Source organism: Vibrio sp. YQ_11 (assembly GCF_043103065.1).
Lineage (GTDB): Bacteria > Pseudomonadota > Gammaproteobacteria > Enterobacterales > Vibrionaceae > Vibrio > Vibrio parahaemolyticus.
Genome location: NZ_JBICJM010000034.1, coordinates 74,800 through 100,437, shown reverse-complemented (window position 1 = coordinate 100,437; position 25,638 = coordinate 74,800). Strand labels below are relative to the sequence as shown.

Below are 25,638 nucleotides of genomic sequence, written 5' to 3'. Positions count from 1 at the left end.
TAGACTTAGGTCTAACCAGTGCGGAGCGGTAGTTCAGTTGGTTAGAATACCGGCCTGTCACGCCGGGGGTCGCGGGTTCGAGTCCCGTCCGCTCCGCCACTTATTTGAGAGTCGTCTCATTAAACACGAACTACAGGGGTGTAGCTCCAATTGGCAGAGCAGCGGATTCCAAATCCGCGTGTTGGGAGTTCGAATCTCTCCACCCCTGCCATATTTAAAGCCTCAGTCGAAAGACTGAGGCTTTTTTACGTTTGTAAAATGGCAAATTTATTCTTTGTGAATTCAAGTTCCCAAATAGGCGATTCTAGGCGCGTAGCTAATGGTTGCTAAGTCTTAACTGCCCTAATCTCTTATCTACTTTCCCTATATAAAGAACAGCAACTTTCCAGCAGGATTAATATCTAGCCGCTAGTGATACCTTGTCGTTGTATGTCACTGATGGGAATCTCAAGGTCTTGTTGATATTTATTAGCGTTTTTCTGGGTATTTTTAAGAACGCGTCTAGTTGTTGTTGGGATGATTAGCGTTGTTGTTCCTGTTATCATCTTAGGACACTACAAATATAGGATTAACCTTATGCCACATCTACGATTTCGCGCTGTAGAACCTCAAGCAGTACAAGCTTTATCAAAGCCACTGACTGACGAGCTCCAGCCACTAATGAATAGTCCACGAGAAGATTTTACTTTTGAGTACATCTACACAACTTTCTTTAGTGAAGGCGAGGTAAGTCCTGCTTATCCTTTTGTTGAAGTTTTGTGGTTTGATCGAGGACAAGAGACCCAAGACAAGGTGGCGAAAGTAATTACACAACAGGTTCGTGGTGTAGTCGGTGAAGATATTGATGTAGCAGTCATTTTTTCTGCACTATCGCCAAATGCCTACTATGATAATGGTGAACATTACTAAAGGGGATGTATGATGCGGCTGAGTCTTTCTTTTTATTTAAGTTTATTTTTCTCAGCTCCTCTTTATGCTACGCCATGGGAGCAAGTTAGTGCTCCCACTCATAATATGTCCTCTTCTATTGGTAGTTACGCGAATGGCTGCTTAGATGGGGCTTCCCCGCTGCCTTTAGAAGGTACAGGTTATCAAGTGTTACGTAGTCGAACGAATCGCTACTATGGGCACCCTAACACTATAGATTTTGTTGAAAGCCTAGCTTTAAAGGCGAATCAAAAGTTAAAAACTACTTTACTAATTGGCGACCTTTCTTTACCTCGTGGCGGCCGTTTTTCATCTGGTCATTCAAGCCATCAAACGGGGCTGGATATTGATATCTGGTTGCGTTTAGCTGACTCTCCTCTCTCCTATAACGAACTTCAATTGCCGAAACCGATGAGTGTGGTTGATCTGCAAGACTACTCGATATTAAATCATCGATGGGATAAGAGGCATTTTGAACTCATCCGTTATGCTGCTAAGAGCGATGAGGTGGCTCGTATCTTTGTTCACCCTGTTATCAAAGAGCAACTGTGTGCTCAGGAAGGGGGAAAAGATCGTTCTTGGCTACGTAAAGTTCGTCCTTGGTGGGGGCATCATTATCATTTTCATGTGCGCTTATCATGCCCTGACTCAAGCTCTAATTGTGTAGATCAAGCACCTCCTCCTTCTGGTGATGGGTGTGGTTCGGAGTTAGCTAGTTGGAAGCCAAAAGCAGTTGTCCCTGCGAAGCCTCAGCCAGCAAAAGTAGCGGCTAAACCTAAAAAGAAAAAAGCGATTCCACCACAATGTCAGCCACTTATCGTCAGTAAATAACGTCTCATCTTTGTTCTTGTTTCTGCTCAGGTGAAACTGGAGAAACATCATACTTTTGTCTACAGTGAATAATACCAATACAAAAACTAACCCAACTCGTTTGGGTGACATATTATAGAACTCTTAAATAAATAACGGGTTGTATGTATTGTTGAGTGGTAACGACTCTGTTTTGAAAGATCTTTCGTCACGATACTCTGATTTCTGAACAATATGTCTGTCGGTTGGTAAGCAAAATTGGCAACGCAGACAAGGTATTGAGGCGGGGGTGTGGAGTGACCTGTCGTAGAATGAATCAAGGACAAAACCATGACTATTATTTGTGCAAAAGAATTTGCAGAGTGGTTAAGACACAGATTTAGTAGTGATCCCAAGGGAGTCTTACTGACTCGTGAAGATGTTAATCACCTGACGGGACGTCAGCGTCTCGATCCGGGATTTGTTAATGATGTGCATTACGAGCTAATGCAATATGGAATGGCTTTCGTTACAGATACGAGCAGGGAAAACTTCTATTTAATTCCTGTATCCCAAGCTGAAAATTGGCGTGAAAGACTCGAGTATCACTTTGAGAAAGAGTTGTTTTGCAATATCTATCCAATCGAAAAATCAGGATAAAAAAAGGTTCAACTTTGTTCGCAAAGTTGAACCTCATTTTATTTAGGCGAGTCCCTGAATCACCACAAACTTTTCAAGCAATTGCTCTTCTGTCTCAATGTGGTTTGGATCAGTAATAATACATTTTGTTATTGGACAAACTGACTGACAGGTAGGCTTTTCGTAATGACCTTTGCACTCAGTACATAAGTTAGGGTCGATTTCGAAGATGCTGTCTCCCATGCTGATCGCGCCATTCGGGCATTCCGGATCACACATGTCGCAGTTAATGCATTTGTCAGTGATGAGTAACGCCATGATTACTTACCAGTAGGATTACGAGTGTCCTGGCCTGCGTTTAGATTTCGCATCAACAGGCCGTATTCTAGGTTCATGTCTTCAGGAACAGGAATGAATACGAAGTGGCCGTTACCTTTTGCGTCTTCAATTGACTCTGATTTGCGGTTTTCCATCGCTTCTAGAGTGAAAACAACGTTACCTTTTGGTGTCATTAACTCCAGGCTGTCACCTACAACGAATTTGTTTTTCACTTCAACTTCTGCCATGTCGCCACGACGTTTACCTGTGAACTCACCAACAAATTGTTGTGCGTCAGAGACTGAGTAACCGTAGTCGTAGTTTTGGTAAGTATCGTGTGTATGACGACGTAGGAAACCTTCTGTGTAACCACGGTGAGCTAGGCTTTCTAGGGTACCCATTAGGCTTTCATCGAATGGTTTACCTGCAACTGCGTCGTCGATCGCTTTACGGTAAACCTGAGCAGTACGTGCACAGTAGTAGAACGACTTAGTACGGCCTTCGATTTTTAGTGAGTGAACTCCCATCTTCGTTAGACGCTCTACGTGCTGAACCGCGCGTAGGTCTTTTGAGTTCATGATGTAAGTGCCGTGTTCATCTTCGTAGGCAGCCATTTTTTCTTCTGGACGATGCGCTTCAGAAAGCAGAACCACTTCATCCGTTGGTTTACCACGACCGATAGTGGTTTCAGGGCGCTCGTCTTGAACTTCAACAGGCTTTGCTTCTGTTGGGTCAAACTTCTCAACGATGTCGCCAGCGTCGTTTTCTTTGCCTTCTTCAACTTTGTATTCCCAACGACATGCGTTAGTACATGTACCTTGGTTAGGGTCACGCTTGTTAATGTAACCAGAAAGTAGGCAACGACCAGAGTAAGCCATACATAGTGCACCATGAACGAATACTTCTAGTTCAGTTTCAGGGCAATGCTCACGAATTTCTTCGATTTCTTCTAGAGAAAGCTCGCGAGAAACGATTACACGTTCAACGCCATTCGCTGCCCAGAACTTAACGGTTGCCCAGTTTACAGCGTTTGCTTGTACAGAAAGGTGAATTGGCATTTCTGGGAAAGCTTCACGAACCATCATGATTAGACCAGGATCTGACATGATCAACGCGTCAGGGCCCATCTCAACGACTGGTTTAAGGTCACGAATGAAGGTTTTTAGCTTCGAGTTATGTGGTTGGATGTTGCATACCACGTAAAGCTTTTTGCCTAGGGCATGTGCTTCATCGATACCGATTTTTAGGTTCTCGTGGTTAAACTCGTTGTTACGTACGCGAAGGCTGTAGCGAGGTTGGCCAGCGTAAACTGCATCTGCGCCGTAGGCGAATGCGTAACGCATATTTTTCAGGCTGCCCGCTGGAGACAGTAGCTCAGGTACGAATGCTTTCTCAGTTGTCATTGCTCAATTCTCTTTTATCTGATCACAAGTCAGGCCAATTCCACCTTATGGAAATGGGGCGCAAATTTTACGTCAAAATGTGAACTGTGACTAGGAGAATTGTGCTTTAGATGAACAAACGCCCTACAAAAAGTGAGGGCGTATTTATTAAAAAGTAGGGTTATCTTATGCGTTAGGGTTAGGCAGGCCGCCTAGCGCTTCGTATAGATTTGGTAGGAAAGCGCTGAATTCACCGCACATTAGTGAGAAGTCAGCATCAAAGCGAGCCGCTTGATCTTCACGTGGGATATCGTCGTTTTGATCTTTCAACTCATCTGAGAATTTTAGACGTTTGATGCCGGAATCTTCAGCCATGATGAACTCGATTCGGTCTTGCCAGTTAAGTGCAAGTTTCGTCACGACTTTGTCAGCTGCGATGTGATTGCGGATTTCATCTGTGGTCAGCTCTTGCTTCTTACAGCGAATCACGCCACCTTCTTCAAGTACTGATTTTAACTCAGCTTCGTCCATCATGGTGATGCCTTGCGGCGTGTTACCTGTTTTAACCCATTCTGTTAGCGTTGTTTCAATTGCTACTTCTGGAATCGCAGGAACAACAGGTAAGCTACCCATGGTTTTACGCAGTAGCGCTAATACGTCTTCTGCTTTTTTGTAGCTGCTTGCATCGACAAGGATGAAGCCTTCTTTTGGCATAATCAACACGTGAGTGTGGCTGCTGCGGCTAAAGGCGCGAGGCAGTAAGTCCATCACGATGTCATCTTTTAAGTTGTCTTTCTCTTTCTTCTTCAGAGGGCGACCTTCTTGCGCTTCCATAGCGTCTATTTTTGCATTCAGAGACTCTTTAATCACAGAAGCAGGCAGCATTTTCTCTTCTTTTTTTGCACAGATCAGAATGCGGTTTTCTGACACGTGCGTCATCATGTCGCCATGTCGACCCATAGCACTAACCCAACCAAACTTTTGTTTATCTTGGCTACCACAAGGGGTGAATCGAAACTCAGCGAGTTGAGTTTCTAGTTGATCGGCGTTGAAGTTAACCTCGCGGTTAACGCGATATACCAGACAGTTTTTAAACCACATAAATCTTCTCTAGGCTTGATGACAAGGGAGTAATCATAGGGAATTTTTGAGCTGATGTCTTAATAGAAATGAAAAATATCAGGATGAACCCCAAAAGAAAGTTATATGAAAATTTGTTTTCAAAGGTCACAAAAGTGTCATAATTGGTAGTGATAATGCTTATGCATCGAGGGGCGCTTTGTCTCTTAAATTCATTAGCTCAACAAACATAAGGTTACTCAATTATGTCTAGAAGGATTCTGGTTGTTGAAGACGAAGCTCCAATTCGTGAAATGCTTTGCTTCGTGCTTGAACAAAAAGGTTACCAGGCGGTAGAGGCGGAAGATTACGATACTGCTGTAACCAAACTGGCTGAACCCTTCCCTGATTTAGTATTACTGGATTGGATGTTACCTGGCGGTAGTGGCATTAATTTTATCAAACACATGAAACGTGAAGAGCTTACACGCAACATTCCTGTTGTGATGCTGACTGCTCGCGGTGAAGAAGAAGATAAAGTTCGCGGTTTAGAGGTTGGTGCAGATGACTACATTACCAAACCGTTTTCTCCTAAAGAGTTAGTTGCTCGCCTTAAAGCGGTTATTCGCCGTGTTACGCCGACCGCATTAGAAGATGTGATTGATGTTCAAGGTCTCAAACTCGATCCTGTTTCTCACCGTGTTACTGCGAATGATGAAGCGGTTGATATGGGGCCTACCGAGTTCAAGATGCTGCACTTCTTTATGACCCATCAAGAGCGTGTTTACAGCCGTGAGCAGCTGCTAAATAACGTGTGGGGCACCAATGTTTATGTTGAAGACCGTACTGTTGACGTTCATATCCGTCGTCTTCGTAAAGCACTGGAAGCTGCCGGTCACGACAAACTGATTCAAACCGTTCGTGGCGCTGGTTACCGCTTCTCAACAAAGGCTTAGATTTTTACGCAGCTTATCAATGCCATTTCTGGAGTAATGAGTGGTTGAAAGATTAACGTGGAAAAAGCTGGCCTGGGAGCTGGCTTTTTTTTACACCCCTTGGGTGATAGTGGGGTGGATATTCGGTTATATGCCGTGGTTGCTTTTGGCTGCCACGGCTTTGCAGCTTGTGTGGCATTTGCATAACCAAGTGCGCTTGTCTTCTTGGTTATGGGATGAAAAACGTCTGACTCCGCCGTCTGGCAGTGGTAACTGGGAGTCTCTCTTTAACGGTCTCTATCGTTTGCAACAGCGTCAACGTCGTAAACGCAAAGAGCTCACCAATCTGATCCGTCGCTTTAGAAACGGTGCCGAATCATTGCCTGATGCCGTCGTAGTATTTCGCGCGGAAGGCAACATTGTTTGGTGTAACCGATTAGCTCAACACCTGTTAGGCTTCCATTGGCCAGAAGATTCCGGTCAACCTATCTCGAACCTGATTCGAACTCCAGATTTCATAAAGTACCTCAATAAAAAAGATTTCTCCGAACCGCTAGAAATGCGCTCGCCGTTGAATGTCGAACGTATGTTAGAACTGCGTATCGTGCCTTACACGGAAGGTGAACACCTGATGGTGGTGCGTGACGTGAGCCAACTTAAGCAACTCGAAGGAATGCGTCGTAACTTCTTCGCCAACGTTTCTCATGAGCTACGCACTCCGATGACCGTACTACAAGGTTATCTGGAGATGACGGAAGACCCAGACATGATCGTCGGCCCGATGTGGACTAAAGCGCATGGGGTGATGACGGAGCAGCTTAACCGCATGAACAGCTTAGTGAATCAACTTCTTACCTTATCTAAGATTGAAGCCGCACCGATGCATGAGTTGGAAGATGTCGTTAATGTGCCAGCAATGCTTGAAGTATTAGAGAAAGAAGCGATCAGCTTAAGTGGTGATGACCAACATAAACTCAAGTTTGATGTCGATACTAGCCTTCGCGTGCTTGGAGATGATGACCAATTGCGCAGCGCGATCTCCAACCTTGTTTACAACGCAGTGAAGTACACTCCTCCGGGAGCCAATATTCATGTTCGTTGGTATCAAACCGCACAAGGTGCGTGCCTTGAAGTTGAAGACAGTGGTGATGGCATTGAGCCACAACACTTGCATCGACTGACTGAGCGTTTCTACCGAGTTGATAAAGCACGTTCACGCGATACGGGTGGCAGTGGTTTAGGATTGGCAATTGTGAAACATGCGTTGAGCCATCATGACTCACACCTGGAAATTCAAAGTGAAGTCGGTGTAGGCAGTAAGTTCTCGTTCGTACTTCCAAGTCGTTTAGTGGTGAAATAATGGGACGTCGAGTCAGTAAAGCCATCGCTTGTATCGCGCTTATTTGTTCGAGTATGGCGGTTGCTCAAGATAAGCCATTACCGAACTACCATAAAACCACTGGCATTGTTGGTAATTTGCTTTCGGTAGGCTCAGACACTTTGGCAGGGATGACCACACTTTGGGTGGAAGAGTTTAAATCCATTTACCCGAACATCAACGCGCAAGTTCAAGCTTCAGGCTCGTCAACGGCGCCACCTGCTTTAACAGAGCAAACGGCGCAGTTTGGCCCAATGAGCCGCCCGATGCGTTTGAAAGAAATCGAAGCGTTTGAGCGACAGCATGGTTACAAACCTACAGCATTGCGCGTTGCTATTGATGCTATTGGTATTTTTGTGCATCAAGACAATCCCATTCAAGGTTTGAACTTTGATCAATTGGACGCGATGTTTTCCGCTACGTTGCGTTGTGGAGAAAGTCAGTTCATCACTAACTGGCAGCAACTAGGTTTAAAAGCAGAATGGGCGAAGCGCAACTTGCAGTTGTTTGGGCGTAACTCTGTGTCCGGGACGTATGGTTACTTCAAAAGCAATGCGCTGTGTGGCGGTGACTTCAAAACCCGAGTGAATGAACAACCGGGCTCGGCTTCTGTGGTGCAATCTGTGGCATCGACCATCAGCGGAGTTGGTTATTCTGGCGTTGGTTATCGAGTGGCTGGCGTAAGGTTGGTTCCCATCGCTAAAAAGGGGGTTAACTATGTTAGCCCGACTCGTACAAATATTGTCTCAGGTAAGTACCCACTATCACGCTACCTTTATGTATACGTGAACAAGCATCCTGATTACCCGTTGTCTCCAATAGAAGCCGAGTTTATTCGTTTTATGTTCTCTGCTCAGGGACAAGCGTTAGTCGAAAAAGATGGCTATGTACCGATCACTGCAGATTTCGCAGCGGAAGAGTTAAAAAAAGTCGGCCTTTAAGCCGACTTTTTTCATTGTACCGAAAACTAAAAAGTGAGTGTCCACTTCGCACTTGCCCATCTATCTTGTTCTTCCAGCAAATCGGCATGCAGCAACTTATTATTATCTAACCATGCTTCATCGGTACAAGTGATCATCCATTCATCGCCTTTGATCGATAAAGTGATGTCAGGTAGTGGGTCGTCGTTGCGTTGCCCATTAAGGACTATGGACAGACGAAGAATCTTAATCAGGCTTAACACATCACTTTGTTTGTAGAGGTTGAACTCTGGCAACTCATTGAGCCTTAGCGCTTTGCGTTGAAAGCGTGCAAGCGTCGCCAAGACGAGTTGTTGCTCACGGTTAAAACCTTGCAGGGTTGAATGCAGAAGAATATAAAACGAGTGGCGATGAAAGCTGCGTAGGTTGATGCTTAGCCCAACTTCATGTAGCAGAGCGGCCCATTCTAATAAATCAAACAGTTCGCTTTTCTTTTTAATCCCAAGCTCAGAATGTACTTGTTCAAGCATCTCGCGTGCGTGACCTTTTACGCGTGCAGCGTGCTCGAGATCCACACGATGTTTTTGTGCTAGGTTTTCCGTGGTACGCATGCGAATGTCAGAGCGAGCAAACCGCTCTTCCATTTCATATAACAAGCCTTCTCTCAATGCTCCATCAGAGAAAAACATCTGGTCGATTTTTAGTGCCTGAAAAATCGCAGCTAAAATCGCTACACCAGCGGCAAATACCGGTTTACGTTCATCGGTCAGGCCAGCCAACTGAATATCATCAATTGACGCGAACTCGTTTAAAGTATCAATGAGCTTACTCAGACGCTTTGCTGTAATTAAACCGTCTTCAAAGCCCAGCCCAATCAATACCTCTTGAATCGCTTTGATGGTGCCTGATGAGCCGAGTGCAATATCCCAACCTTTCTTGCGGTATTTGGTCGCGATGGACTCTAGCTTTTGTTCGGCAGCGAGCATGGCTTTGCTGAAGTTTTTGCTCGATAACTTGCCATTTTTGAAGTACTGCTGCGTAAAGCTGACGCAGCCCATCTGTTTGCTATTAAGCAGTTCTGGTTCGAACTCTTGTCCGATGATCATCTCGGTGCTTCCACCGCCAATATCGACCACCAGTTTAGAATTAGATTCCACTTGAGTGTGTGCGACACCTAAGTAAATTAGGCGCGCTTCTTCCTCTCCCGGAATAATCTCTATCGGGAACGGCATGACTGCTTTTGCTCGTTGGATAAACAAATGCGCGTTTTTCGCTCTTCTTAGCGTGTGTGTAGCAGCGATGCGCACATTGGATTCCTCAAAGCCTTGCAGCCTCTCTGCGAACATCGCAAGACACTCCAACGCTCGCTCCATGGAGGCGTGACTTAAATTCAATTCACTGTCTAGGCCAGAGGCTAAACGAACCCTCTGTTTATGGCGACTGATGAGCTGTAGGTCGCTGCCGACCACTTTCGCCACCACCATGTGGAAGCTATTAGAGCCGAGATCGATCGCGGCAATATAGCGTTCATCTTGTTCAAGTATCTGAGACATCTGACTTTTGTCTTCTTGTTTGCTTTTCTATATTTTTAAGATAGTCGTAGATGGCAACTTGTGAGCGAACTTTTTTACGGTTTCCGCGCGGTACATAGCTATTGCTCATCTCTTTGTCTATCAAACGTGCCTTTACTGTATCGGTAAAGTGGATGTTAGTTATATCAATAATTCTCTGTTTCAAACGTGGATCACGAACAGGAGCGGCAACTTCGATACGATGATCGATGTTTCGTGTCATCCAATCGGCAGATGAAATGTAGACTTGAGGATCCCCATCATTGTGCGTGATCACTACGCGTGGGTGTTCCAAAAAGCGATCAACGATACTGATGATTCGAATGTTTTCGCTGACGCCTTCAATTCCAGGAACCAACGCACACATGCCTCGGATGATCATGTTGATCTTTACCCCCGCGTTGCTTGCTGCGTAAAGACGGGTGACGATGCCTTTATCGACGAGGTTGTTGACCTTTATGGTTAATCCTGCCTTTTTGCCCGCCTTTGCATTGGCGATTTCATTGTCAATCAGGCGGTAAATTTGGGTGCGCGAATTACGCGGAGAAACCATCAAGTGATTGAACTTCACTGGGCGATAAGGGTTCTCAATGTATCCAAACACGTTGCGCACTTCATTGGTGATTTCTTGGTCTGCGGTGAGCAGCGAAAAGTCGGTATAGATTCGAGCGGTTTTTTCGTGGAAGTTGCCCGTGCCAATGTGCGCGTAGCGAATAATATCGTCACCTTCACGGCGACTGATCATCAATAACTTTGAGTGAATCTTTAAACCGGGCGCACCAAAGATGACGTGCACGCCAGCTTCAGTCAGAACTTTTGACCATTCAATATTTGCTTCTTCATCAAATCGCGCCTGCAACTCAACGACTACAGTAACGTTTTTGCCGTTATGCACTGCATCAATCAAAGAGTTCATCAAGCGAGAGTCTTTGGCTACGCGGTAGATATTAATTTTGATGCTGAGCACTTTCGGGTCAAAGGATGCCTGGCGAACCAATTCACCAATATGGTCAAAGGTGTGATAAGGGTAGTAGAGTAGAATGTCTTTGGCTTTGATGGCTTCGAAACTGTTGGCGTAACCTTGAAAGTCTGCACACTTCATTGGTGGCATTGGTTTGTTTTCGAGGTATTCTCGCCCGACGTTTGGAAAAGCGATGAAATCTTTGAAGTTGTGGTAGCGTCCACCTGGAATTAGGTTGTCGTAATTGGAAATTCTTAGTTTGCTGCACAAGAAGTCGAGCATCTCTTGCGGCATTTCACGCTCATACACAAAGCGTACTGGCATGGCGGTTAAACGTTGGTTTACGCCTGCTGACATTTGCTCTAGCAAGCTGTATTCGATTTCATTACGCAAGTCGTACTCTGCATCACGCGTCATTTTCATCGCGTAACCAGCGAGCTCATCATAATCGAAAAAGCCTTTAAAAAGCTCGTCTAAACAGTATCGGATGATGTTATCAAGCAAGATGATGGTCTTACGGCGTTTGCCTTTTTGCTCTGGCACCATCACGAAGCGTGGCAGGTGGTCGGTTGGAATTTCGATGAGAGCGTATTGAGAGTGGTCTTCTTTGCGCAGTTCGACGGCGATGTAAGCGTATTCGTCTTTGAGGAATTGCAGCACGTCGATTTCATCTTTCATCAACAAAGGCGTGATATGTGGCATGACTTCTTTGCGGAAGTATTTGGTGACCCACTTTTCCTGCGCTTCATCGAGTTGATGCTCATTGACCAAGAAAATGCGACGCCGTGCCATTTCTCTAATTAATTCACTGTAAAGTTCGTCGAATTGTTCGTTAAGCTTAAGGGCTTTAGCTTGCATCTTACTTAACAGACGCTTGGAGTTGTCACTCCCTCCTCGCTCTTGGTTGATCAAAATACGACGTTTCACATCAGCGAAGCGCACTTTGTAGAATTCGTCGAGGTTGTTGGAAAAGATCCCCAGAAAACGAATACGCTCGATCAACGGAACGGTTTTGTCGGCCGCTTCTTGTAACACTCGTTCATTGAAAGATAACCAACTAAGCTCTTTTTCTATATATAGTTTTTCTGCGCTCATAACCTTACCTAGCCTAAAGTGAAGTAATCGTACTGATCATGGGGATAAACAGACGAGTGAAAACATTATGAGATTTTTGTTACAGATATATTTCATACCACGCATTGCATAAGAGTTGTATTCTTTTCAGGTGTTTAATGTGATCTGTAATATAATTGTCATCTTAACGACATATTCTAGTACTAAGTCAAAAAAGGTAGAGAGATAAATGGCCCAAGCCGAGTTTTCATTGCAGGAAAAAGATAAGAAACGGCTGATTAAAGATCGTTTAGTTCGACTTGCAGTGACATCTGGTGGAGTGGGTGTGCTCGCTGCCCTTATTCTGATCTTCGTCTACCTTGCGATGGTGATCATTCCTCTGTTTTCTGATGCAGAGATCAAGCCTAATCACGCGACTCGAACCACTCAAGTAGGCATGCCTCTGGCCATTTCTGTCGATGACTATTCACAACTTGCTTTCGTTTTAACGCAAAGTGGTGAGATTCAATATTTATCGATGGACGCACCTGACAAGCCCGCCATTTATACTCAACAGTTAGCTACTAATCCGGTATCTTTTTCTCAATCGGCTCCTGGCCTTGGTTGGTATGGATTAGTGGATGATCAAGGTCTAGCTCATATCTTCAAGCCAGAATTCAACGCGACGTTGAGAGAAAATACTCGCCCGCCAGAAGTGGTGGCGCTGTCGACGGATATGAATTTGACGCTCACCGACGCGCAAGATCCTGTGACTCAATTTGTCTTCAGTGCATCAACGCAAACTCCAACTATTGTTTGGCAGACTCGCAGCGGGAAAGTCAAAGCGCGTTGGCAAGAAAAGTCTGCGTTAGGCGTCGCTCCAACCACGATAGATTTTTCCTTTTCTGCGGGCTTTGACGCTCCCCAACAGATGCTCTTAACACCGGATGGTGAAACGCTTTATTTGCGTGATGGTTCGGAGTTAATTGTTCTGACGAAAGCTGCTCAAAAGTTTAAGGTGCGCGAAGTTATCGATCTTACTCAAGGGGATAAAAAGCATTCTGTAAGAACGATTGATTTGCTTGCGGGCGCATATTCCCTGTTGGTGACGCACAATGATGGTCGCGTTTCGCAATGGTTTGATACTTTGCAAAATGATAAGCGAACCTTAACTCATATTCGTGACTTCAAATTAGCGTCTGAACTTAAATACTTATTGCCGGATTCACACCGCAAAGGATTCTACAGTTTCTACACCAACGGTACGCTTCAGAGTCATTACACGACCAGTGAAAAACTGGTGTTGTTTAAGCGAGCTTATAAACAAGCGCCTGCGATGGCGGCAATGTCGAACAATGAACGCTATCTGATTACTTGGAATGATGACTCGTTAAAGGTGGCGGAGGTCGATAACTCTTACCCTGAAGTCTCGCTTTCTTCACTGTGGCAGAAAGTGTGGTACGAAGGCTATCCAGAGCCTGAATTTGTATGGCAATCTACATCGGCCAGCGATAACTTTGAAGCCAAATTTAGCTTGGTGCCGATTGCGTTCGGCACGATAAAAGCGGCTATGTTTGCGATGCTGTTTTCAGTGCCTTTGGCGGTGCTAGGCGCTATTTATACGGCGTATTTTATGTCGCCACGCATGCGTCGAGTGGTTAAGCCGTCCATTGAATTGATGGAAGCACTGCCGACCGTCATTATCGGTTTCCTTGCCGGGTTATGGTTTGCTCCGATAGTCGAAGACCATCTGATTACGGTCGTGGTGATGTTGTTTGTGTTGCCATTGAGCACCATGGTCATGGGGGGCTTGTGGGCTCTGATACCTCAATCTCTGCGTAATCGTCTACCTAATGGATGGCATGCGCTGGTTCTTATGCCAGTGATTTTACTGTTGATTGGTATCGGAGTTTGGATTTCTCCAAGTATTGAACAAACCTTCTTTGGTGGCGACATGCGTTTGTTTTTGACCAATCACGGGATTGGTTTTGATCAGCGTAATTCTTTGGTGGTTGGCCTTGCGATGGGCTTTGCCGTGATTCCTACCATTTTTACCATTGCGGAAGATGCCATTTTCTCTGTACCAAAGCACTTGTCTGATGGATCGTTAGCGCTTGGGGCCACTCCTTGGCAAACCTTGATTTACGTCGTGCTCCTTACGGCCAGCCCAGGTATTTTCTCCGCCATTATGATGGGGCTTGGACGTGCGGTTGGTGAGACGATGATTGTCTTGATGGCGACTGGCAACACGCCGCTAATGGACTGGAACATTTTAGAAGGACTTCGCAGCTTATCGGCAACCATTGCGGTGGAGTTGCCAGAGTCTGAAGTTGGCAGTTCGCATTATCGTTTGTTGTTCCTCGCTGCGTTGATTTTGTTTGTCTTCACCTTTGCGGTGAACGCGCTGGCAGAGTTGGTGCGTCAAAGATTGAGAGATAAATACCGTGCGTTGTAGTTTAGATCAGGAAAAAGAGCGAGTGACTGAATGTTAAATTGGATTCGTTCTGGCGCACCGTGGATATGGCTAACAGGCGGTGCGGTCAGCATCAGTCTGTTGTCGGTGTTAGGGTTATTGCTCCTCATTGGTTGGAAAGGATTAACCTATTTCTGGCCTGCGCCATTGTATCAATGGAACGTAACGTCGTTGACGCCGGTGCAAGGTGAAGTGCTGCATGAAAACACCATTTTGATTGGCCAAATTTACGAGCGCAGCTTTGTTCCGAGAAGCTATCTTCCAGTGGATGCCGTCAAGAAGTTAGACGAAGATGAGGATTTCGCGACTCGATTGAACATCAAAATTGCGAATCGCGAGTTATATCCGGCCGATTTTATTTCCGTATTGCAGATGCAGCTGGATGAGCCAACCACACCCAAAGAGTGGGCGGTGATTGAGCGCAGCAGCGGCGGATACTTTTTTGGTAAGCTGGTGGCGTTTCAAGATGGCGACAAGCTCTATCAAACTGATATCCAAACGGTGTTGAACAAAAAACTTGATGACGCAGAAACGCTGCGCCACGAGATTGATTCTTTGGTCGTCGACCAACTGAAAGACCTGGGTTGGAAGCTTGAGCAATTGCGTTTAGACAAGCGCAAACATGAGCTCAACAACACCGTAACGGACGATTTTTTAGCGCAGAACTTGCAACAAAAAGAGCAAGTGGAACAAGAGCTGGCGAAGTTGGACTTACAACTGGATGGCTTGCGTTTACAGCTTTCTGGCTACGCACTAATTGTTGAGGACATGACGGGTTCTCATGTTTCGATTCCCCTTGAAGACATTTTGGACTACTGGTACCCAAACCAAATGTCGTTACCTGACAAAGTGATGCATTGGGGTAAACAGGTCTGGAAATTCTTATCCGAAGATCCAAGAGAATCGAACTCTGAGGGCGGCGTTTTTCCTGCAATATTCGGAACCGTTTTCTTGGTGCTTATAATGTCGATTATCGTGATGCCGCTTGGGGTGGTTGCTGCGATTTATTTGCATGAATACGCGAAGAACAACGCACTTACGCGAATTATTCGAATTGCGGTCATCAACTTGGCGGGGGTTCCTTCGATCGTGTATGGCGTGTTCGGGTTGGGGTTCTTTGTCTATACCATCGGCGCATCCATCGATAACGTGTTTTATGCCGAGCGATTACCAGCGCCAACTTTCGGTACGCCGGGTTTGTTGTGGTCGGCTTTGACGTTAGCAGTATTAACACTGCCCGTGGTTATTGTTACGACAGAGGAAGGCTTAACACGTATTCCGAGCTCAGTACGCCACGGCTCTTTGGCGCTTGGCGCGACGCAATTTGAAACGTTGTGGCGCGTGGTATTACCAATGGCAACGCCTGCGATTATCACTGGTTTGATTCTGGCGATTGCGCGTGCCGCAGGGGAAGTCGCGCCACTAATGCTAGTGGGGGTTGTGAAACTGGCGTCCAGTTTGCCTGTTGATGGTCAGTTCCCTTACGTGCATTTGGACAGAAAGTTCATGCACTTAGGTTTTCATATTTACGACGTTGGATTTCAAACCTCCAACATTGAAGCGGCGCGCCCGCTGGTGTATGCCACTTCCTTCTTACTCGTTACCGTGATTGTCGGACTAAACTTAACAGCAATCAGCATTCGCAATAATTTACGAGAAAAATACAGAACGTTAGGACAAGATTAAGTATGTTTAATTTCGATAATACATTAGGTTATGAGCCACCACTGGACGTCCATAACTTAACGGATGAGCAAACGGCGATCTCGATAGAGAACCTTAATCTTTTCTACGGTCAAGCGCAGGCATTACACGATATTTCGATGCGTATCCCAAAAGGGCGAGTGACAGCATTTATTGGCCCGTCTGGTTGTGGTAAATCGACATTGTTGCGCTGTATCAATCGTATGAACGACTTGGTGGAAGGATGTAAAGTCACCGGAAAAGTTCGTTTGCACGGTAAGAACGTCTATCACCCGAATGTCGATGTAGCAACGCTTAGGCGTCGCGTTGGAATGGTTTTTCAGCGTCCCAACCCATTTCCTAAGTCGATTTATGAGAATGTGGTTTATGGCTTACGCTTACAAGGTGTCAAGAACAGTCGCACATTAGATGATGCGGTTGAGCGTTCACTTCGCTCTGCTGCGTTGTGGGATGAAGTGAAAGATAGATTGCACGAAAACGCATTTGGACTTTCGGGTGGTCAGCAGCAACGTTTGGTTATTGCACGTGCGGTAGCAATTGAACCAGAAGTGCTGTTATTGGATGAGCCAACATCGGCACTGGATCCAATATCAACTTTAACTATTGAAGAACTTATCAACGAGCTTAAGACTCAATATACTGTCGTGATCGTTACCCACAACATGCAGCAAGCTGCGCGAGTGAGTGACCACACCGCATTTATTCACATGGGTAAGTTGATTGAATACTCCGACGCAGACTCAATCTTCACATCGCCAATGAAGAAACAGACAGAAGACTACATTACTGGTCGATACGGCTAAGGCTCGACCAAACACGGAATAAGGAAAATCATGCACTTTGGACGTCATATTTCAGGACAATTTAACGTAGAGCTAGAATCGATTCGTACTCATGTGTTGACCATGGGTGGCTTGGTGGAACAGCAGCTTTCGTATGCTATTCAAGCCTTGCATAAAGAAGACATTGAGCTCGCGCGAAAGGTTGTGCGTGACGATCATAAAGTGAATGCAATGGAAGTATCGATTGATGACGCGTGTACTCGAATCATCGCCAAACGTCAGCCGACTGCGAAAGATTTGCGCTTGATTATGGCGATCATCAAGACCATTACTGATCTTGAACGCATTGGGGATGTCGCGACACGCATTGCTTATGTCGCTATCGAAAGCCCGTCATCGAAAGAACGTCAATTCCAAGTTTCATTAGAACCTCTCTGCCGTCAGGCGATTCAAATGTTGCACCAGGTTTTGGATGCATTCGCTCGTATGGATGTTGAAGCTGCCGCAGAGGTTCACAAACTCGATGACAAGCTGGATGCTGAATACGAAGCGGTGATCCGTCAGCTCATGACTTACATGATGGAAGACCCAAAAAATATTCCGCATATTCTTCAGGTGATGTGGTCTGCTCGCGCTATTGAACGAGTAGGGGATCGTTGCCAAAACATTTGTGAATACATTATTTACTTTGTGAAAGGTAAGGACGTTCGTCACCTTGGTGATCAAAGCATTGATGATGTGTTGAAGTAACGCTTCATATAAATGAAAAAGACCAGCGAACGCTGGTCTTTTGGATCTTAGAAGCCGAGTTCAGTACTTATCCGGTACAAACGTTTGATCGTCTATTGGCGCTCTGACGTAGCCCTCTTTATTGATCTCTGGTAACTCAATTGGTGGGTACTCTAGCGCTTTGTATTCAATTTGACTGAGTAGATGACTAATGCAATTTAAGCGCGCTTTTTGTTTTGAATCTGAAGGTACAACCCACCAAGGACAGTTTTTGGTGTCGGTGTAAGCGAACATCTTGTCTTTTGCTTCAGAATACTCCGCCCAGCGGTGTCGAGATTCTAGATCCATCGGGCTGAACTTCCAGCGCTTTATCGGTGTGTTGATGCGCCCTAAGAAGCGTTTTTCCTGCTCCTCGTCGGAGACCGAAAACCAGTACTTGAGCAAAATAATGCCTGAGCGTTGCAGCATTCTCTCGAATTCAGGGCAAGAGCGTAGAAATTCTTCATATTCATCTGGCGTACAAAAGCCCATGACTTTTTCGACGCCAGCTCGGTTATACCAACTGCGGTCAAACAAAACGATTTCACCGGCGGATGGTAGGTGCGCGACATAACGTTGAAAGTACCATTGTGTCTTTTCTTTTTCAGTCGGTGCGGGCAATGCCACTACGCGGCAAACTCGGTGATTTAACTTTTCCGTAATTCTCTTAATTACGCCGCCTTTGCCTGCGGCATCACGGCCTTCAAACAGAACGACGACTTTTAGTCCTTTGTGTTTAACCCATTCCTGCAGCTTTACCAATTCGACCTGCAGCTTTTTAAGCTCTTGTTCGTATTCCTTTTTCTTTAGCTTAGACATTATTCGTTCCTCACTCCTTGATGCTCAATATGTTAGCACTCAAAGTAGAAAGTGGGGGTTTCGATTGTGTTATTTGAGAGCTGCTGCGACGTTGGCGATGGCTTGAGTACTGGTAATAGGAATCGCAAAATCATCGACATCTGAAGCGCCCATTTTGCTTTGTTCAGCAATAAAGGTCATTTGGCTAGGGCGTGTGGTCTTGCCTGAAAGATGGACTTCTTGCACGTTCGTGTTTTTGACTAAATGACGAACGTTGTCTGCATTCACTCCCGCCCCGGCCATGATCGCAATGCGCCCTTGGGCTTGTTCCACAAGAGATTTAAGTACGCTCTCGCCTGCTGGTGCAGATGGAGCGAGGCCTGAAGTCAGAATACGTTCGCAACCTAAATGGATGATATCTTCCAACGCTTGTTCTGCATTGCGGCATTGATCAAACGCACGATGAAACGTGATGCCAAGACCCAGTGCTTGTGCAAACTCGCACAATGCGGTGGCAAACGGCATGTGGATATCACCTTCTTGGGTCAGTACGCCTAGCACCACTCCATCTAAACCAGATTGATGGGCCGCTTCGATGTCCCAACGCATCATGTCTAGTTCCTCTTCGTTATAGAAAAAGTCGCCTTGGCGTGGACGAATCATGGCATACACTGGAACAGAAGATTGTTTGGCCGCTTGCTGCATAAAACCGTAGCTTGGCGTTAAGCCACCCAATGCGAGAGATGAGCAAAGCTCAATACGAGTTGCGCCACCAGCAATGGCGTAATGAAGAGATTCAATATTATCAATACAGACTTCTAGATGAGTAACCACTTTGATTCATCCTACTAACGTTACAGTAAGTGTTATGGCTAAGATATTAGCAGGGCCAACAGGCAGAATCTGTATGATGTCGATGGGAAATAGAGGTAAAGTTTTCGCCTAGGTGTTACCTCATTTGAGCACATTTATTGAAGATAAAAGAAAGCCCAGAGCATATACTCTGGGCTTCGATAGGACTTTACTTAGACTGATTGGCGTTTGCGGTTTTCCCGCTATAGCTTTTTGCTTTATATATACATCCAACCATCACACCCGTTGAGCTTGGGTGAAGGTCTATTATTTTTTGCCTAGGTCAGCTGCGTGCTCAGATAGGAACGCTGCAACACCTTTTGGAGATGCGTCCATACCTGCTTTGCCTTCTTCCCATTGTGCAGGACATACTTCGCCGTGCTTCTGGTGGAAGTTTAGAGCATCAACCATACGTAGCATTTCGTCGATGTTACGGCCTAGAGGTAGGTCGTTAACTACTTGGTGACGTACAACGCCTTCTTCGTCGATTAGGAAAGAACCACGGAAAGCAACGCCTGCTTCTGGGTGCTCAACGTCGTAAGCTTTACAGATTTCGTGCTTAACGTCAGCAACTAGTGGGTACTTAACTTGACCGATACCGCCATCTTCGATAGCAGTGTTACGCCATGCGTTGTGAGAGAACTGAGAGTCGATTGAAACACCGATAACCTCAACACCTTTAGCTTGGAAATCAGCTAGACGGTTGTCGAATGCAATTAGCTCAGATGGGCAAACGAAAGTGAAATCTAGTGGGTAGAAGAAAACTACTGCTTTCTTACCTTTAGTGAACTCTGCAAAGTTGAAGTTTTCAACGATTTCACCGTTACCTAGAACAGCTGCTGCAGTAAAATCAGGGGCTTGACGACCTACTAGTACCATTTTTTTGCTCCTAAAAAGTATGGTTAGTTCCAAACCGAATACAGTAATGTCGGTTTGGTCCGTGTTTGTTCGAGACAAACTATAGTACAGATTGTAGTATTGAAAAAAGCGAAATAAATAGATTGAGTTAATCGAAAAAAGCGATAACAACAAAACTATTAACTCGATCACTGGAACAGCGGTAGATACAAATACAATTATGAATAAATGGCCCAGTCTGAAGCAGTTACATTATTTAGTGACACTGCATGAAACTCGACATTTTAGCGAGGCAGCAGAACGCTGCTTTGTCAGTCAATCAACGTTAAGTAAAGGGATTCAGAATCTTGAAGAGTTGATCGGTTGTCCGCTTTACGAAAAGAAAGACAAGAAAAGCCCGTTGGTTTTTACCCAGACCGGAGAAATGGTCGTAAAGCAAGGTCGAGAGCTATTGGCCAAAGGACAAGATTTAGTAGAACTTGGCCGATTATGTCAGGGCGATGATATGAAAGGCCAGTTGAAGGTTGGGTGTATTCCGACGATTGCACCGTTCTTATTGTGTGACCTCGTCCAAGAGGTGAATTATCGATTCCCTCAGCTAAACCTTCTATTAAGAGAAGACACCACCACCAATTTGTTGCAAGCGCTGCGTCATGGTGAGTTAGATGTACTGATCTTAGCGTTGCCAGTTGAAATCGATGGTATGGAGAGTCGCGTCGTCGGCAAAGATCCGTTCCGTATGGTGATCAGTGCAAACCAAGTCGATTCGATTCCTGTACCGATCCGTTATGACGATCTGCCGGATGAGTCGGTGTTCCTATTAGAGAAAGAGCATTGTTTAACTGAACATGCAGTTTCCGCTTGTAAGCTGACCGATAAAGAGAAAATTAACCCGTTTACGGCAACCAGCTTACATACCTTGGTGCAGATGGTCGCGAACGGCTTAGGTACCACTTTTATTCCTCAAATGGCAATCGAACACGGCTTGTTACACAACCAAAATTTGGTGGTGATCGACCCTCCTGGCCAGCAAGCGTATCGCGAAATTGGTTTGGTTTGGCGCCCTAGTTCATCAAGAACAAACACTTTTAACCAACTTGCAGATGTGGTTTCCGAACTGCTTTAGCTATTAGTATTAGCCTTTACTTCCTCACTATTTCTCTAAAAGCGCACTGGAAACGGTGCGCTTTCTAGTATTTTATTCTGTCGGTGAACTTTGACTTGTAAAATTTCACAGCTTTATTTTCGTGAAGCTTTCATAAAATTGTGAAATTTCACAATGTTAATTTTACACAATTGGCTGCGCATTGTGTTTAACCTCCGTTTAAATTCCTTACGCTAGACCTTATGAGTACAAGGTTTTCTCGCTTGTCTCTATATTCATACACCTGTTTTAAATCATATTTCATTGTAAAATTTAATGTAATTTAATTACGTAATAACTTACAAATTGGCATCCAAAATCAGTGCTTTGTTTGGTGCCGAATAAAACTTCGAATTTTGTGTTTTGTTTGTCTAGGGGGTTTCGTTAAACCCTTTGTTGATATAGCTTATTTAAAGGCTGCTAAGACTTATGTCTAGATTGAAAAAGCACTCAGGCTTAAGCAATCTATGAACACGGCCACACAGATTGAACACAAAGTTAAAGGATGTATTTTGTTGTTCATAACTTACAAATGTAGCTTTACGCTGACTGCCCAAGATAGATAAAGCACGTTAAGGATGAATGATTATGCTTGCTCAGACAGAACAAAAAACACAACCATCACAGCAAACCCAAGGCATGCTTGAGGTGACTGGAGCACTTGCTCCGGAGCATCAAGCTATTTTCCCTGTTGAAGCCCAAACCTTTTTATCTCTGCTGTGTGAAAAATTTGCTGGGCGTGTTGAAGAGTTGTTGGAAGCGAGAGAAGAAAAGCAAGCACGCATCGACGCTGGGGAGTTGCCAGACTTCCTGCCTGACACACAAGATATTCGTGAAGGTAGTTGGAAGATCTTAGGTATTCCTCAGGATCTACAAGATCGCCGTGTTGAGATTACAGGCCCAACGGATCGCAAAATGGTGATCAACGCTTTGAATGCAAATGTAAAAGTATTCATGGCGGATTTCGAAGACTCTATGTCGCCAGCTTGGGACAAGGTTCTCGATGGTCAAGTTAACTTGCGAGATGCCGTTAATGGCAACATTAGCTACACCAACCCTAGCAATGGCAAGCATTATCAGCTGGTGGACGAGCCAGCGGTGTTGATCTGCCGTGTTCGCGGCCTTCACTTAAAAGAAAAACACGTGACGTGGCACGGTCAGATCATTCCAGGCGCGCTTTTTGATTTTGCATTGTATTTCTACAATAACCACAAAGCATTGCTTCAAAAAGGCAGCGGTCCATATTTCTATCTTCCTAAACTGCAGTCTCATCATGAGGCGAAGTGGTGGAGTGAAGTGTTCCATTTCACAGAAGAATATTTTGGTTTAGAGACTGGCACGATCAAAGCGACCGTGCTGATCGAAACGTTACCAGCTGTGTTTGAGATGGATGAGATTTTGTTCTCACTTAAAGAGCATATCGTAGGGCTGAATTGTGGTCGTTGGGATTACATTTTCAGTTACATCAAAACACTGAAGAAACACCCAGATCGTGTTCTGCCGGATCGCCAAGTCGTCACCATGGACAAACCATTTTTGAACGCCTATTCGCGTTTGTTGGTTCGTACTTGTCACAAGCGTGGTGCTTTCGCGATGGGAGGAATGGCCGCCTTTATTCCCGCGAAAGACCCGCAAGAAAACCAGAAAGTGTTGGATAAAATTCACAACGATAAATCACTTGAGGCGAATAACGGTCACGACGGTACGTGGGTTGCCCACCCGGGTCTAGCCGATACTGCTATGGAAGTATTCAGTGCGGCACTTGGAGAGCGAACAAATCAACTAGATGTTAGTCGCTCCGAAGATGCGCCAATTACCGCAGCCGAGTTGCTAGAACCGTGTGACGGTGAACGTACAGAAGAAGGCATGCGCCACAACATTCGCGTTGCGCTGCAATACATCGAAGCTTGGATTTCTGGAAACGGCTGTGTACCAATCTACGGATTAATGGAAGATGCTGCGACTGCTGAGATTTCTCGCGCCTCAATCTGGCAATGGATTCAGCACGGTAAGTCACTCGACAATGGTCAACAGGTGACAAAAGCACTGTTCGAAACCTACTTGCAAGAAGAAGTAGAAGTAGTGAAACAAGAAGTGGGCGAAGAACGTTATCAAGCCGGGCGTTTTGAAGAAGCCGCACAATTGATGGCGAAGCTAACAACTAGCGATGAGCTAACCAACTTCTTAACCGTCCCTGGTTATGACTACCTGGACTAAGAATTCTTAACTGTAATACCAATAACGTGAAAACTTTCGAGGCAGATAGGGATGTACTGCCTGAGAACGGAAACTCAACGCACAAACAAAAGTGCAAATAATAAAGAGGGATAGACCAATGACATTGACTCGCCGCCAACAAATTGAAGCTCTGGAAAAAGACTGGGCAACGAATCCACGCTGGAAAAACGTAAAGCGTACGTATACTGCAGAAGAAGTCGTAGAACTGCGTGGCTCGATGGTACCAGCAAATACAATCGCACAACGTGGTGCTGATAAGCTGTGGTCACTGGTCAACGGCAGTGCGAAAAAAGGTTATGTAAACTGTCTTGGTGCACTGACAGGTGGTCAAGCCGTACAACAAGCGAAAGCGGGTATCGAAGCGATTTACCTATCAGGCTGGCAGGTAGCGGCAGATAACAACACTGCATCGACTATGTACCCGGATCAGTCGCTATACCCAGTGGACTCAGTGCCTTCAGTGGTTAAACGCATCAACAACTCTTTCCGTCGTGCTGACCAAATTCAGTGGGCGAATGGCAAGTCTCCTGAAGATGAAGGTGGTATTGATTACTTCCTACCAATCGTAGCGGACGCAGAGGCGGGCTTTGGTGGCGTGCTAAACGCATACGAACTGATGAAGTCGATGATCGAAGCCGGTGCTGCTGGTGTTCACTTTGAAGACCAACTCGCTTCGGTTAAAAAATGTGGTCACATGGGCGGTAAAGTACTGGTTCCGACGCAAGAAGCGGTACAAAAACTGGTAGCTGCACGTCTTGCTGCAGACGTTTCTGGCACAACAACGCTAGTTATTGCACGTACTGATGCGAACGCGGCAGACCTACTAACTTCAGATTGCGACCCATACGATAAAGACTTTATTGAAGGTGAGCGTACTCAAGAAGGCTTCTACCGTGTACGTGCAGGTATCGACCAAGCGATTTCTCGTGGTTTGGCTTACGCACCATATGCAGACTTGATTTGGTGTGAAACAGCGACGCCGTGTCTAGAAGAGGCGCGTAAGTTCGCAGAAGCGATTCATGCTGAGTATCCAGATCAGCTGCTGGCATACAACTGCTCGCCATCGTTTAACTGGGAGAAAAATCTCGATGCAGAAACCATTGCGAAGTTCCAGCAAGAGCTTTCAGACATGGGCTACAAGTACCAGTTCATCACGCTAGCGGGTATCCACAACATGTGGTTTAACATGTTTGAATTGGCACACGCTTATGCGCAAGGTGAAGGTATGCGTCATTACGTTGAGAAAGTTCAACGTCCTGAATTCCAAGCAGCAGAGAAAGGCTACACCTTTGTGGCTCACCAACAAGAAGTGGGTACAGGTTACTTCGATAGAATGACGAACACCATCCAAGGTGGTAACTCATCTGTCACTGCGCTTACCGGTTCGACCGAAGAAGACCAATTCTAATTGGCACTGCAACACTTCCTTAATCAGCGTCAGTAATGGCATATTTTGAGCGGCATCCCGGCCGCTCTTTTTTCGTCTTTATAACGCTTCTTCATCCGGTTCAATTTCTTCCGGCTCAACCTCTTCTTGCAGTTCAAGTAAGTTGATCGCGATCGTAACGAAGTCCGTGTCAGTAATGATTCCAACCAGATGCCCTTTATGCACGATAGGCAAGCAGCCCACTTTGTGCTTTTGCATGTAAATGGCGCTCTCTTTTAGACCCGCTCTTGGCTCTGCAGTCATGATGTTAGTGTGCATCATTTCGTAGAGAGGCGTATCGAGGGTAAAAGATTGCTCAGCGTCATCTGGGTGCAAACAGGATTCTTGAGCAGCAAGAATATCACGTTGAGTCACCAAGCCTTGTAAGTGATGATTGGCGTCAACAACCGGAATATGTCGAATATCCAACGCGTCCATCATGCTCTTTGCATCGCGCAAGGTATGCGTGCGTAGCAAGGTATGAGGGTTGCGAGTCATCATGTCTTCAACCTTGATCATAGAGACCTCCAGCGGCATTGTCATTTCTTTAAATATAGAGAATATTTTGCCGTATATCTGGGAGCCAACTCGTTTTTCATCAATTAAATAGCACAATGTTCTTGCGCCTCTTTTTTACTGCGTAATCTGTGTGTTATCGATGTT

The 25,638-nt window shown here is 45.4% G+C and carries 22 protein-coding genes and 2 tRNA genes; 15 read left to right on the top strand and 9 right to left on the bottom strand.

The window, feature by feature from the left end; genetic code table 11:
* Nucleotides 1-22 precede the first annotated feature (22 nt).
* The 5 genes from ACF8EG_RS13410 to ACF8EG_RS13390 all read left to right on the top strand — a co-directional run bounded on the left by ACF8EG_RS13410 (nucleotide 23) and on the right by ACF8EG_RS13390 (nucleotide 2,376).
* Nucleotides 23-99: transfer RNA gene (locus tag ACF8EG_RS13410), tRNA-Asp, on the top strand.
* Between the two features lie 35 nt (nucleotides 100-134).
* Nucleotides 135-211 (top strand) — tRNA-Trp (locus ACF8EG_RS13405).
* A 365-nt stretch (nucleotides 212-576) separates the two neighbouring features.
* Complete coding sequence (locus ACF8EG_RS13400) at nucleotides 577-909, top strand: DUF1904 domain-containing protein (protein WP_005483015.1); 333 nt, start codon at nucleotides 577-579, stop codon at nucleotides 907-909.
* Between the two features lie 12 nt (nucleotides 910-921).
* Nucleotides 922-1,758 carry a penicillin-insensitive murein endopeptidase gene (gene mepA / locus ACF8EG_RS13395; RefSeq protein WP_025633544.1) on the top strand — a complete coding sequence of 279 codons (837 nt, stop codon included), beginning with the start codon at nucleotides 922-924 and terminating at the stop codon, nucleotides 1,756-1,758.
* Between the two features lie 309 nt (nucleotides 1,759-2,067).
* Nucleotides 2,068-2,376 carry a hypothetical protein gene (locus ACF8EG_RS13390; RefSeq protein WP_020840122.1) on the top strand — a complete coding sequence of 103 codons (309 nt, stop codon included), beginning with the start codon at nucleotides 2,068-2,070 and terminating at the stop codon, nucleotides 2,374-2,376.
* Nucleotides 2,377-2,418: 42 nt separating this feature from the next.
* Here the strand turns inward: ACF8EG_RS13390 and ACF8EG_RS13385 are convergent, their stop codons facing one another.
* The 3 genes from ACF8EG_RS13385 to rdgC all read right to left on the bottom strand — a co-directional run bounded on the left by ACF8EG_RS13385 (nucleotide 2,419) and on the right by rdgC (nucleotide 5,156).
* Nucleotides 2,419-2,673, bottom strand: a complete 255-nt coding sequence (locus tag ACF8EG_RS13385; RefSeq protein WP_005460170.1) for a YfhL family 4Fe-4S dicluster ferredoxin — start codon at nucleotides 2,671-2,673, stop codon at nucleotides 2,419-2,421.
* Between the two features lie 2 nt (nucleotides 2,674-2,675).
* Nucleotides 2,676-4,076 carry a tRNA 5-hydroxyuridine modification protein YegQ gene (yegQ, locus tag ACF8EG_RS13380; protein WP_020840123.1) on the bottom strand — a complete coding sequence of 467 codons (1,401 nt, stop codon included), beginning with the start codon at nucleotides 4,074-4,076 and terminating at the stop codon, nucleotides 2,676-2,678.
* Between the two features lie 165 nt (nucleotides 4,077-4,241).
* Nucleotides 4,242-5,156, bottom strand: coding sequence for a recombination-associated protein RdgC (rdgC, locus tag ACF8EG_RS13375; RefSeq protein WP_005496357.1), 915 nt, complete (start codon nucleotides 5,154-5,156; stop codon nucleotides 4,242-4,244).
* Between the two features lie 224 nt (nucleotides 5,157-5,380).
* On the opposite strand from rdgC, the gene phoB reads away from it, so the two are divergent.
* From phoB to ACF8EG_RS13360, 3 genes are read left to right on the top strand one after another with little or no spacing between them, the layout of a single operon-like run.
* A complete protein-coding gene (gene phoB / locus ACF8EG_RS13370) occupies nucleotides 5,381-6,070 on the top strand; it encodes a phosphate regulon transcriptional regulator PhoB (RefSeq protein ID WP_005460184.1) in 690 nt (229 codons plus the stop codon).
* A 40-nt stretch (nucleotides 6,071-6,110) separates the two neighbouring features.
* Nucleotides 6,111-7,409, top strand: coding sequence for a phosphate regulon sensor histidine kinase PhoR (phoR, locus tag ACF8EG_RS13365; protein WP_005460158.1), 1,299 nt, complete (start codon nucleotides 6,111-6,113; stop codon nucleotides 7,407-7,409).
* Nucleotides 7,409-8,368 (top strand): PstS family phosphate ABC transporter substrate-binding protein, encoded by a 960-nt coding sequence (locus tag ACF8EG_RS13360; RefSeq protein ID WP_069506870.1) that lies wholly within the window; start codon nucleotides 7,409-7,411, stop codon nucleotides 8,366-8,368. Before phoR ends, ACF8EG_RS13360 begins: the two co-directional genes overlap by 1 nt.
* A 26-nt stretch (nucleotides 8,369-8,394) precedes the next feature.
* Here the strand turns inward: ACF8EG_RS13360 and ppx are convergent, their stop codons facing one another.
* A complete protein-coding gene (ppx, locus tag ACF8EG_RS13355) occupies nucleotides 8,395-9,900 on the bottom strand; it encodes an exopolyphosphatase (protein WP_025630648.1) in 1,506 nt (501 codons plus the stop codon).
* On the bottom strand, nucleotides 9,884-11,974 hold the full coding sequence (gene ppk1 / locus ACF8EG_RS13350) for a polyphosphate kinase 1 (RefSeq protein ID WP_069506866.1): 2,091 nt from the start codon (nucleotides 11,972-11,974) through the stop codon (nucleotides 9,884-9,886). Before ppk1 ends, ppx begins: the two co-directional genes overlap by 17 nt.
* Before the next feature lie 208 nt (nucleotides 11,975-12,182).
* On the opposite strand from ppk1, the gene ACF8EG_RS13345 reads away from it, so the two are divergent.
* From ACF8EG_RS13345 to phoU, 4 genes are read left to right on the top strand one after another with little or no spacing between them, the layout of a single operon-like run.
* Nucleotides 12,183-14,387 carry an ABC transporter permease subunit gene (locus ACF8EG_RS13345; protein ID WP_025574121.1) on the top strand — a complete coding sequence of 735 codons (2,205 nt, stop codon included), beginning with the start codon at nucleotides 12,183-12,185 and terminating at the stop codon, nucleotides 14,385-14,387.
* A gap of 30 nt (nucleotides 14,388-14,417) precedes the next feature.
* Nucleotides 14,418-16,091: a phosphate ABC transporter permease PstA gene (gene pstA / locus ACF8EG_RS13340; protein ID WP_021453466.1), complete on the top strand. Its 1,674-nt coding sequence runs from the start codon at nucleotides 14,418-14,420 to the stop codon at nucleotides 16,089-16,091.
* 2 nt (nucleotides 16,092-16,093) lie between these two features.
* Nucleotides 16,094-16,912: a phosphate ABC transporter ATP-binding protein PstB gene (gene pstB, locus ACF8EG_RS13335; RefSeq protein ID WP_005460191.1), complete on the top strand. Its 819-nt coding sequence runs from the start codon at nucleotides 16,094-16,096 to the stop codon at nucleotides 16,910-16,912.
* A 30-nt stretch (nucleotides 16,913-16,942) separates the two neighbouring features.
* Nucleotides 16,943-17,641: a phosphate signaling complex protein PhoU gene (gene phoU / locus ACF8EG_RS13330; RefSeq protein WP_005440349.1), complete on the top strand. Its 699-nt coding sequence runs from the start codon at nucleotides 16,943-16,945 to the stop codon at nucleotides 17,639-17,641.
* Nucleotides 17,642-17,701: 60 nt separating this feature from the next.
* On the opposite strand, the gene ppk2 is transcribed toward phoU, so the two are convergent.
* The 3 genes from ppk2 to ACF8EG_RS13315 form a co-directional block, all read right to left on the bottom strand.
* Nucleotides 17,702-18,478, bottom strand: coding sequence for a polyphosphate kinase 2 (gene ppk2, locus ACF8EG_RS13325; protein WP_005460167.1), 777 nt, complete (start codon nucleotides 18,476-18,478; stop codon nucleotides 17,702-17,704).
* Nucleotides 18,479-18,547: 69 nt separating this feature from the next.
* Complete coding sequence (locus tag ACF8EG_RS13320; protein ID WP_005488290.1) at nucleotides 18,548-19,291, bottom strand: copper homeostasis protein CutC; 744 nt, start codon at nucleotides 19,289-19,291, stop codon at nucleotides 18,548-18,550.
* 285 nt (nucleotides 19,292-19,576) lie between these two features.
* Nucleotides 19,577-20,188, bottom strand: a complete 612-nt coding sequence (locus tag ACF8EG_RS13315) for a peroxiredoxin C (protein ID WP_005381738.1) — start codon at nucleotides 20,186-20,188, stop codon at nucleotides 19,577-19,579.
* Between the two features lie 199 nt (nucleotides 20,189-20,387).
* Here ACF8EG_RS13315 and ACF8EG_RS13310 point away from each other — a divergent pair, with 199 nt between their 5' ends.
* The 3 genes from ACF8EG_RS13310 (at nucleotide 20,388) to aceA (ending at nucleotide 24,957) form a co-directional block, all read left to right on the top strand.
* Nucleotides 20,388-21,293: a hydrogen peroxide-inducible genes activator gene (locus ACF8EG_RS13310; protein WP_005460156.1), complete on the top strand. Its 906-nt coding sequence runs from the start codon at nucleotides 20,388-20,390 to the stop codon at nucleotides 21,291-21,293.
* Between the two features lie 606 nt (nucleotides 21,294-21,899).
* On the top strand, nucleotides 21,900-23,528 hold the full coding sequence (aceB, locus tag ACF8EG_RS13305; RefSeq protein WP_029830286.1) for a malate synthase A: 1,629 nt from the start codon (nucleotides 21,900-21,902) through the stop codon (nucleotides 23,526-23,528).
* Nucleotides 23,529-23,646: 118 nt separating this feature from the next.
* Nucleotides 23,647-24,957, top strand: a complete 1,311-nt coding sequence (gene aceA / locus ACF8EG_RS13300; RefSeq protein WP_005460165.1) for an isocitrate lyase — start codon at nucleotides 23,647-23,649, stop codon at nucleotides 24,955-24,957.
* Nucleotides 24,958-25,035: 78 nt separating this feature from the next.
* On the opposite strand, the gene ACF8EG_RS13295 is transcribed toward aceA, so the two are convergent.
* Nucleotides 25,036-25,494, bottom strand: coding sequence for a CBS domain-containing protein (locus ACF8EG_RS13295; protein WP_005460159.1), 459 nt, complete (start codon nucleotides 25,492-25,494; stop codon nucleotides 25,036-25,038).
* Nucleotides 25,495-25,638 lie beyond the last annotated feature (144 nt).